The sequence below is a fragment of the Erythrobacter donghaensis genome (assembly GCF_001557325.1).
GTDB classification, from domain to species: Bacteria; Pseudomonadota; Alphaproteobacteria; order Sphingomonadales; family Sphingomonadaceae; genus Erythrobacter; species Erythrobacter donghaensis_B.
In genome coordinates, this window is sequence record NZ_LSJS01000281.1 from 1 (window position 1) to 9868 (window position 9868).

Sequence of the window (9868 nt, forward strand, 5' to 3'; positions counted from 1 at the left end):
GGCGCGCCGATGCTGCCATTGGTCGAGAAAGTGAACTGGATGCGGTCGGCTTTCGTCTCGGCAAAGCTCACCGAGCGCCGGTCGACCCGCACCACCCGGCCGATTTCGCCCGGATTCTCGGGGGCGTCGCGCGTCACCCGGCCCGGGAAGGCCGCCTCGGTCTCGGCAGTGATCTGCGGGAAGGCGCTGACCACGTCATCCGAGCGGTTGATGATGTAATCGACCGTCAGGCGCGAATTCTCCCAGAACGGCAGCTCCCAGTTGGCCGAAAACTTCCAGTCGCGCTGCGTTTCGGGCGGGAGGGCCGGATTGCCGCCGGTGAGCACCTCGGCCAGCACCGTCTCGCCGCGCACGAAATCGAACACGGGGACGTTGAAATTGGTGACCTGCGGATCGCCCAGGGCCGAGAGCGAGGGCGCCACTTCGCGCCAGATATAGGTCGCCGACAGGTCGAGACCGTCAACGGGCTTCCACGTTATCCCCGCGTTCCAGTCCCCCAGCGTCCCCGCGTCGCTGAGGTCTTCGAGCCCGGCCTGAAGGTTGAGCGTGAAGTCGCCGAGAGCATCGAGGAACTCGTCGCGCGTGCTCGTCAGCGGCACCACAAGGTTGGTGCCGGTCGAAATGCGCCGACGGGTCAGCTCGGCCCCCGTTGCCGAGCGCGTGTCGCTGCTTTGGATGCGGCGCCAGTCGAAGCCGAGGTCGAAGGTCGCCAGCACCTCGCCGGCGGGAAGCGTGGCGAGCGGGCCTTCGAGCGTCGCCTGGGTCTCGGTGGTGATCGTCCGGCGGAAGGCGATGTCGAAGCCGTTTGCGGTGTCGGTCGGAAGAGGACCGTTGAGGGCGAGCGTGCCGGCCAGCGCAGCGTCACGGAACACCTGAAGCTGGTCGGGCCTGAGCCGCCGGTCGATCTCGGTCTCGGTCTCGCTGAACGAGCCGTCGAAGGTGGTGGTGAGCCGGAAGGCATTGATCGGCTGGTTGATCGACCCGGCGGCCGAGACCACGTCGTTCGATGTGCGCCGGGCAAGCGGGGTGTCGGCCCCGAAGGTGCGCAACGCGCTGGTGCCGGTGGGCGAGGTCAGCGTCACGATGTTGAGCCCGTCGAGGCTGCGGCTCTCGTTGCGCGCATAGTTGAGGTTGGCGCTGAGCGATGTGCCGCTCTCGACGATCGCCTTGGCCCAGGAGACGTTGGCGTCGAGCCCGAAGGTGTCGGCCAAGAGGCTGCGGAACTCCGCCTGGTCTGGATCGCCCGCAAGCTCCGACTGCGAGCCTTCGGTCTGCGGCACGCCCCGCTCGGCCTCGGTCAGCAGCGTCGTGTCCTCGACCCGGACATTGGCGTTGATCCGACCGCCATTGGCGATCTTGAGGATGCCCAATTGCTGCTCGTTGCGGCTGTAGCCTCCGCGCGAAGGTGCCTCGAATTCGAGATCGACCTGGCGGTTGGAGTAGTTGTCCTTGAGGATCAGGTTGATGACGCGGCGATCGGGCGGGAAGCCGAAGCGCTGGGCGACTTCCTCGGGGAACACCTCGACCTTGGCGAGCGCTTCGGGCGGGTAGTTGGCGAATTCGCGGAAGGAACCGATGCGGATCCCGTTGACCAGGATCACCGGCTGCCCCCCGCCCCCGCGCCCGCGCGCCGAGCCGGTGCGCGCGCTGATCTGGGCGATGAGATCAGTGATCGACGTCACACCCTCGGCGGCGATCGCGGTCTCGTCGAGCTGGAGCAGCGGCGCCTGATCGACGAACAGTTGCCCGCGCACCCGGCCCGAACGCACCACGATCTCGCCCACGCCCGCGCCGGTATCGCTGGCGCTCTCGGGCTCCTCGGCCTCGGGCTGCTCCGCGGGCTCGGGCTGGGGCTGGGCCGCCACGGCGGTCGCGAGCCCGGTGTCGGCAGCGGCGAGCGGCAGGGCAAGCGCAACAGCAAGCACACAGGTTCCGGCGCGCAAGGACGCGCGGGTGAGCGGGGAGAGGTTCATGAAGTCCCTTCAGTTACTGCACATTTCGCCACGAGGCAGCGGGGCGGCCGTTACCGCTCCCGCAAAACGGTGCGGTTACGCAAAGAGGCGGCCCGGGAATGAGGGTCTCTCCCCGAACCGGACCATCGCTGCGGATCCGCCATTCTCGCCCTAACGCACGAGCCTTCCCTTTTGGTTCCCGCATCGCTAAAGCGCTCCCTCGCATCGACCGGCGCATTGTCCGCCGCAACGAAAACCAAAGGGAATACATGGCCAAGGAAGAACTCCTCGAAATGCGCGGGCGCGTGGTTGAATTGCTGCCCAATGCGATGTTCCGGGTGGAGCTTGAAAACGGCCATGAAGTGCTCGGGCACACCGCGGGCAAGATGCGCAAGAACCGCATCCGGGTGCTGGTGGGCGACGAGGTGCTGTGCGAGCTCACCCCCTACGATCTCACCAAGGCGCGCATCACCTACCGCTTCATGCCGGGTCGCGGCGGCCCCGGCCCGCAGTAAGGTAAAGGGGCCCGCGGCATGGGCTCTCTCCATCTGACATTGGCCTCGGCCTCGCCCCGGCGGCGCGAGTTGCTTGGCCGTCTGGGCCTTGCGCCCGATGCCGTCACGCCTGCCGATATCGACGAGACCCCTGCGAAGGCAGAACTCCCTCGCGCCTATGCCCTGCGCATGGGCCGCGAGAAGGCGCTCGCAATCGAGGCCCCCGGCTTCGTCCTGGCAGGCGACACGGTGGTCGCGGTCGGCCGCCGCATCCTCCCCAAGACCGAAACCGAGGCCGAAGCGCGCGCCTGCCTCGAACTGATGAGCGGGCGGCGTCATCAGGTGCTCTCCAGCGTGGTGCTACGCGCCCCCGACGGGAGTATGCGCGAGCGGCTCGACGAGACCGTCGTGTGCTTCAAGCGCCTCTCCGCGGAGGAGATCGCCGCCTATCTCGCGGGCGGCGAATGGCGCGGCAAGGCGGGCGGCTATGCCATTCAGGGCGCCGCGGAAGGGCTGATCGCGTGGATCAGGGGCAGCCATTCGGGGGTGATGGGCCTGCCGCTCTATCACACGAGGGCGCTGCTCAAGGCGGCGGGGTTCGCGATTGGCTGAGTGGTTGATCGAGGAAGGCATCGGCGAGACCCGCGCCCTCCTTATCGAAGGGCAGCAGGTGCGCGCCGCCAAGGTCATGTGGCCCGGCGAACTCGCCGCAGGTTCCCGCACCACCGGAAAGCTCACCGCCAAGCTCAAGGGCACCCGTCGCGGGGTCGCACTGCTCGCAGACGGCACCGAGGCGCTGGTCGATCACCTGCCGCCGCACATCACCGAGGGCCAGAGCCTCGAGCTCGTCATCACCCGCGCTCCCATCGCCGAGCGCGGGCGGTTGAAGCGGGCTCAGGCGCGGATCGCGGGAGCGGGTGTGCCGTCGCCCGGCCCGGCCCGGCCCGAGGGGCGCGTGGTCCGGCGCTTCCCCACAGGGCTGTGGGAGGAGGTCTGGCACGCCGCCTCGGCCCGCAGCCTCGACGTTCCGAATGGCGAAATCCTCGTCAGCGTCACCCCGGCCATGACCGTGATCGACATCGACGGCGTGGGCGCACCCCGCGACGTGGCCCTCGCCGCCGTCCCCGCAATCGCCCGCGCGCTGGCGTTGTTCGACCTCGGCGGCAATATCGGCATCGACTTTCCCACGCTCCAGACCAAGGAGGATCGCCGCGCGGTCGATGCAGCGCTCGATGCGGAGCTCGCCGACTGGCCGCACGAACGCACCGCGATGAACGGCTTCGGCTTCGTCCAGCTGGTCGCGCGGCTCGAGGGGCCCTCGCTGCTGCACCGCTTCGCGACAGCGCGCCTCGGGATGGCCGCCCGCATGGCGCTGAGGCGCGGCGAAGTGGCAGCGGATGTGGGCGCAGGCTCGGTGCTCGAACTGCGCGTCCACGCCGCGCTCGAGGCCAAGCTCAAGCAGCCGTGGCTCGACGAATTGGCGCGCCGCACCGGGCGCGAGGTACGGATCGTCGCCGATCCTGCCCTTGCCATCGAAGCTGCCAATGCCCAGCTTGTGGGCGCATGACCCTCGCCTCCAAGCCCTGCCCGATCTGCCGCAAGCCCCGGCACCCGGATCATCACCCCTTCTGCTCCACGCGCTGCCGCGACCGCGATCTGGCGCGCTGGTTCTCCGATTCCTACGCCGTCCCCGGCCCGCCCGCCGATCCCGAAGAAGCGGCGCAGGAAAGCTGGCGCGAGCAGGATTGAGCCGCGCGGAACAATCGTGGCGTTCTGTGGACAAAACCCCCTTGCCAAGGCCAACTCGCTTCGCCATAGGGCCGCTCTCATTTGCTCGCCGGGGCAGCCGAATGGCATCTCCCCGTCGCTCGCAGCGAATGCCCGGGTAGCTCAGGGGTAGAGCAGCGGATTGAAAATCCGCGTGTCGGTGGTTCAAATCCGCCCCCGGGCACCATTCGCTGATAAGGGAAACTGACGATGTCCCGCCGCACCAAGCTCTACGAAGGCAAGGCCAAGATCCTCTACGAGGGCCCCGAGCCGGGCACGCTCATCCAGTATTTCAAGGATGACGCGACCGCCTTCAACGCCGAGAAGAAGGGCACCATCAACGGCAAGGGCGTGATCAACAACCGCATCAGCGAGCACGTCTTCACCCGCCTCGGCCACATCGGCATCCCCACCCACTTCATCCGCCGCCTCAACATGCGCGAGCAGCTGATCCGGCAGGTCGACATCATTCCGCTCGAAGTGGTGGTGAGGAACGTCGCCGCCGGCTCGATCAGCAAGCGCCTCGGCATCGAGGAAGGCGAGCCGCTGCCGCACACGCTGATCGAATACTACTACAAGGACGATGCCCTGGGCGATCCGCTGGTCGCCGAAGAGCACATCGCCTGCTTCAACTGGGCCTCCAACGACGAGATGCACGACATCTCCTCGATGGCGATCCGCATCAACGACTTCCTGTGCGGAATGTTCGCCGCGATCGACATCCGCCTGATCGACTTCAAGCTCGAATTCGGGCGGCTCTACGACGGCGATTACAGCCGCGTGATCCTCGCCGACGAGATCAGCCCCGATGGCTGCCGGTTGTGGGACATGGCAACCGGCGAAAAGCTCGACAAGGACCGCTTCCGCCGCGACCTCGGCGGCGAGGAGGAGGCCTACCGCGAGGTCGCCCGCCGCCTCGGCCTGCTCAACGGCGAGGACACTGGTCCGGGCGAGGTGTTCGACCTTTCCCACGCCCGCTCGCGCCTGCGCGGCCCGCCGCCGCTCAAGAAGTGATGGCGCCGAAGAAAAGGCACGGTTGAAGAAATAGGCTGACAGGCCGATTTCAGCCGTTAGTCTCTTGCGGGTAACAACCGAAGCGAGAGACGTCTGAAATCCATGCGGAATTTTCCCCTTGCCGCCAGCCTGCTGCTGGCGCTCTCCCCGCTCGCCTTCACCACCGCTCTTGCCGCGCAGGACGCAGACGCACCCGCCGCCGCCCCGGCCGAGACCGCAGCAGCGACCGAGGCGACCGCGCCTGCCCCCGCACCTGCCCCGGTCTGGGCCTTCGAGGCGAGCGACCTGCCGGTCGATCCCGGCTACGTCTTCGGCCGGCTCGATAACGGGATGCGCTACGTCATCCGCCAGAACGCCACCCCTGCGGGCACGGCGCTGGTGCGGATGCGGATCGCCTCGGGGGCGCTCGAGGAGGCCGACAGCGAGCGCGGCCTTTCGCACTTCCTCGAACACATGGCCTTCAACGGCTCCAAGGGCATCCCGGAAGGCGAGATGATCAAGCTGCTCGAACGCGAGGGGCTGGCCTTCGGTGCGGACACCAATGCCGCGACCGGCTTCGAGAACATCACCTACATGCTCAACCTGCCGCGCAACGACGCGGCGCTGCTGGACACCGCGCTGAAACTGATGCGCGAGACCGCGAGCGAGCTTACCATCTCCGAGGACGCGGTCGTGCGCGAACGCGGCGTGATCCTCGCCGAACGCCGCGACCGCTCCGGCTTCCAGCTGCGCAGCTACGAGGACAACGTCGCCTTCCTCGCACCCCAAGCGCGCTACGGCCGCCGCCTGCCGATCGGCACCGCCGAGGTGCTCGAAAACGCCACCGCCGCCCAGATCCGCGCACTCTACGAGCGCACCTACCGGCCCGCCAACACCGTGCTGGTGGTGGTCGGCGACTATCCCGTCAGCGTGGTCGAGGCCGCGATCCGCGCCCGCTTCGCCGACTGGACACCCGCCGGCCCCGCTCCCGTGCAGCCCGACGCGGGGCCGATCGACGTCGCGCTCAAGGACAAGGCGGACATCCATCTCGATCCCGCGCTCCCCGAGAGCGTCACCATCAGCCGCCTTGCCGCGTGGCGCGACGAGCCCGACACGCTCGCCAAGCGGCGTCAGGATGCGCTGCGATCGATCGGCTATGCCATCGTCAACCGCCGCCTCGCCCGCCTCGCGCGCGGGGCCGATGCGCCGTTCCGCGGCGCGAGCTACGGCACGGGCGACATCTTCGAGGCGGCGCGGATCACCAGCCTCTCCGTCAGCAGCGCCGATGGCGAGTGGAAGAAGGGGATGCTCGCGGCCACGCGCGAGGTGAACCAGGCGCTGACTTACGGCTTCACCCGCGCCGAAGTTGACGAACAGCTCGCCAATATCCGCACCACGCTCGAGAACGGGGTCAAGGCCGCCGACACCCGGGGCAATGCCGTCTTCGCGGGTGCGGCGCTGGCGCTGGTGAGTGACGAACGCATCCCGACCACGCCCCAATGGGCGCTCGCGCTGTTCGAGGAGATCGCCCCCGCGCTCACCCCCGAGGCCGTGTGGCTGGCAATGCGCGAGGATGCCGCACCTTTCGCCGAGCCGCTGATCCGCTTCGAAGGCCGCGCCGCCCCCGAAGGCGGCGAGGCGGCCTTGCGCGCTGCCTTCGAGGAGGGCCTGGCGCTCGCCATCGCCGCGCCGGTCGACAACGGCCCGCTCGCCTTCGGCTATGGCGACTTCGGCCCGGCCGGCACGGTGGTGTCGGACACGCTCGAGCCGCGCCTCGGCTTGCGGCAGATCCGCTTCGCCAACGGCGTGCGGCTGACGCTCAAGAACACGGACGTGCGCAAGGACCGCATCGCCTTCTCGCTCGCGGTCGACGGGGGAGACCTGATGAACACCCGCGAGGCGCCGCTCGCTGTCTACCTTGCCAACGCCCTGCCCGCAGGCGGGCTCGGCAAGCACAGCCAGGACGAGCTCTCCAGCGTGCTCGCCGGGCGCAGCGTCAGCTTCGGGATCGGCAGCGACACCGATGCCTTCACCGCCTCGGCCACCACCACCCCGCGCGATCTGGCGCTGCAGATGCAGGTGCTCGCCGCAACCCTGACCGATCCCGGCTACCGGCCCGAAGGCGTCGAGCGGTTCCGCAAGAACATCGACAACTTCTTCAACACGCTTGATTCGACGCCCGCACGCGCGCTGGCGGCCGCGAGCGGGGCGATCCTCTCGGACAACGACCCGCGCTTCAGCCTGCAATCCAAGGACGCCTTCTTCGCGCTCGATTTCGCCCAGCTCAAGACCGCGATGGCGGACAGGCTCGCGAAGGGCGCGATCGAGATCGCGCTGGTCGGCGAGCTTGACGAGGATGCCGCCATCGCCGCGGTCGCGGCCACGCTCGGCGCACTGCCGCCGCGCGAGGCCGCCTTCAACCCGCGCAGCCAGAACCGCATCCGCAGCTTCACGCCCGCGCGCATCGAGCATCGCCTCACCCACAAGGGCGAGCCCGATCAGGCGCTGGTGCAATGGGTTTGGCCGACCACCGACGATAGCGATCCGGCCGAGAACCAGCGGCTCGAACTGCTCGGACGGATCGTGCAGATCGAGCTCACCGACCGGCTGCGCGAGAAGCTGGGGCAGGCCTATGGGCCCTCGGCCGGGTCGAACACCAGCCACCATTACCCGGGCTACGGCACCTTTGCGGTGAGTGCCTCGGTCGCGGCCGACAAGGTCGCGGCAACGCGCGAGGCGGTCGATGCGCTGATCGCCGACCTGCGCGCAGCGCCGCTCGATGCCGACGTGATCGAGCGGGCAAGGAAGCCCTATCTCGAGGAATACAACAACTCTCTCAAGGACCTCGGCGGCTGGCTCGGCCTTGCCGCGCGCGCGCAGAGCGAGCCCGAGCGGCTCACCCGCTTCCTCGCTGCGCCCGATCTGATCCGCGCGATCACGCCCGCCGACATCCACCAGGCCGCGCTGCGCTATCTCGCGCCCGAGGCGGCGGTGCGTTTTACGGTGGTGCCTGAAGCCCCAAGCGCCCCGGCCGGTCTCTAGGCCAGAAAAAAGCCGGCAGGTCACCCCCTGCCGGCTTTCCCCTTTGCGGCGCCCCCCGGTGACGGGGGGCCAACCCTCAGTACTTGAAGCTCACCATAGCGCCGACGACGCGCGGTTCGTTCACGAATGCGGTGTTGTTGTTGAAGTCGACCACGCCAAGGACATTGTCCTCGTCGGTGATGTTGCGCGCGAAGGCGGCGACTTCCCACTGGCCGTTGTTGCCCGCATAGCCGACCTTCAGACCACCCTCGAAGCGGCTGCCGGCGTTGAATTCGCGGCTTTCGTAGAGGAGGAAGTTGGTCTCGCCGAGATAGACCCAGTCGGTGAAGATGTAGAACTCGCCCGAATTGCCCACCGGGATGCCGTAGCGCGCGGTCAGATCGCCGCTCCACTCGGGTGCGTTGGGGAACGGGTTGCCGTCGATCCGGGCGAAGCGGCTGACACTGCCATCAGGATTGTTCACCGAGCGGAACGGGTCGGTGATGGTGCACTGGCGGCAGCCGCCCACTTCGAGAGCGGCGTCCTGAATCTCGGTGTTGTTATAGGCAACGCCGAGCGTGAGGAGGAGGCGCGGGGTGATCTGGAACGCCGAGTCGAGCTCGAAGCCGTAGCCCTCGCCCTTGTTGGCGTTGATCAGCTGCACGAGGTTGCCGGTCCCGCCGACCGCGGTGAACTGCGGGTCGGAGACGGTGTAGTAGTAGACCGCACCGTTCAGACGCACGCGCCGGTCGGCGAACTCGGTCTTGAAGCCGGCTTCGTAGGAGGTGATGTTCTCCGACTGCGCGACCGAGGGCGCGCTGAAGAAGGCGACGTCACGGCCCTGGATGGTCGGCCCGCGGAACGAGTTGGCGACCTTGGCATAGACGCTCGCGTCCTCACCCACGTCGGCGAACAGGCTGATGTCCCAGTCGACGTTCTCGTCGCCCACGCTGCGCGGCTGCGGCGCGGCGCCCGAGAGCACGACGAAGTCCTTCTGGTCGTCGGTGTAGCGGATGCCGCCGGTGGCGCGCAGGGTCTCGGTCAGCTGGTAGGACACCTGGCCGAACAGCGCCCAGGCGTCGTTCGTTTGGTTGACGGTGACGGGCGGCGGGAAGTCGAAGCCCACCGTGGTGACGTCGAAATCGCTGTTGAAGTAGTATCCGCCGATCTGCCAGCTGAGCGGGCCGTCGGTGGTCGAGGCGAGGCGGATTTCCTGGGTGAACTGCTCGAGATCGAGCGAGTCCTGCGTGTCAGAGGGGAACGGGATCAGGCCCGGCCCGCCGCCGCCTGGCAGGAACACGGCGCCGAAGCCGCCATCGATGTCGCCGCGGCTCGACCCCTCGCTCGTCCAGTAGCTGGTGATCGAGGTGAGGGTCACGCCGTCGAATTCGTAGGCGCCGGTCAGGGTCAGGCCGACCTGCTCGTAATCGGCCGCGTTGCCGCCGCCGGCATCGTAGAACACCGTGTCGCGGTCATAATTGTCGTTGAGGCTGTTGGTGTTGTTCGGCTGCAAGTCGGAGCGGCCGAGCACGTTGGCGCGGAAGAAGGTCGAGGAGCCGTCGAGGTTGCGGTAGTTGACCGCGGCAAGGGACTGTCAGGATTTCCGTGTGCGGCCGGGCGGTTGATCATCAGGCCGCCATG

General features: G+C 68.1%; 7 protein-coding genes, 1 tRNA gene and 1 pseudogene. 7 read left to right on the forward strand and 2 right to left on the reverse strand.

What is annotated here, in order from left to right:
• On the reverse strand, positions 1 to 1973 hold a 1973-nt coding region (locus AX692_RS16135; protein ID WP_330997592.1), incomplete at its 3' end, for a TonB-dependent receptor domain-containing protein.
• 248 nt (positions 1974 to 2221) lie between these two features.
• Here AX692_RS16135 and infA point away from each other — a divergent pair.
• The 7 genes from infA (at position 2222) to AX692_RS16170 (ending at position 8248) form a co-directional block, all read left to right on the forward strand.
• Positions 2222 to 2467 (forward strand): translation initiation factor IF-1, encoded by a 246-nt coding sequence (gene infA, locus AX692_RS16140; protein ID WP_007163491.1) that lies wholly within the window; start codon positions 2222 to 2224, stop codon positions 2465 to 2467.
• Between the two features lie 18 nt (positions 2468 to 2485).
• Positions 2486 to 3058, forward strand: coding sequence for a Maf family protein (locus AX692_RS16145; RefSeq protein WP_073975981.1), 573 nt, complete (start codon positions 2486 to 2488; stop codon positions 3056 to 3058).
• Complete coding sequence (locus AX692_RS16150; RefSeq protein ID WP_073975982.1) at positions 3051 to 4013, forward strand: ribonuclease E/G; 963 nt, start codon at positions 3051 to 3053, stop codon at positions 4011 to 4013. The genes AX692_RS16145 and AX692_RS16150 overlap by 8 nt, the downstream gene beginning before the upstream one ends.
• The gene (yacG, locus tag AX692_RS16155; protein ID WP_073975983.1) at positions 4010 to 4195 is read left to right on the forward strand and encodes a DNA gyrase inhibitor YacG; all 186 of its coding nucleotides are present in this window, start codon (positions 4010 to 4012) and stop codon (positions 4193 to 4195) included. The genes AX692_RS16150 and yacG overlap by 4 nt, the downstream gene beginning before the upstream one ends.
• Before the next feature lie 130 nt (positions 4196 to 4325).
• Positions 4326 to 4400, forward strand: a tRNA-Phe gene (locus AX692_RS16160).
• Between the two features lie 23 nt (positions 4401 to 4423).
• Positions 4424 to 5227: a phosphoribosylaminoimidazolesuccinocarboxamide synthase gene (purC, locus tag AX692_RS16165; protein ID WP_073975984.1), complete on the forward strand. Its 804-nt coding sequence runs from the start codon at positions 4424 to 4426 to the stop codon at positions 5225 to 5227.
• 102 nt (positions 5228 to 5329) lie between these two features.
• Positions 5330 to 8248, forward strand: a complete 2919-nt coding sequence (locus AX692_RS16170) for a M16 family metallopeptidase (protein WP_073975985.1) — start codon at positions 5330 to 5332, stop codon at positions 8246 to 8248.
• Between the two features lie 76 nt (positions 8249 to 8324).
• On the opposite strand, the pseudogene AX692_RS16175 reads toward AX692_RS16170, so the two are convergent.
• Positions 8325 to 9764: pseudogene (locus AX692_RS16175) on the reverse strand (TonB-dependent receptor); the annotation flags it as partial.
• Between the last annotated feature and the right edge of the window lie 104 nt (positions 9765 to 9868).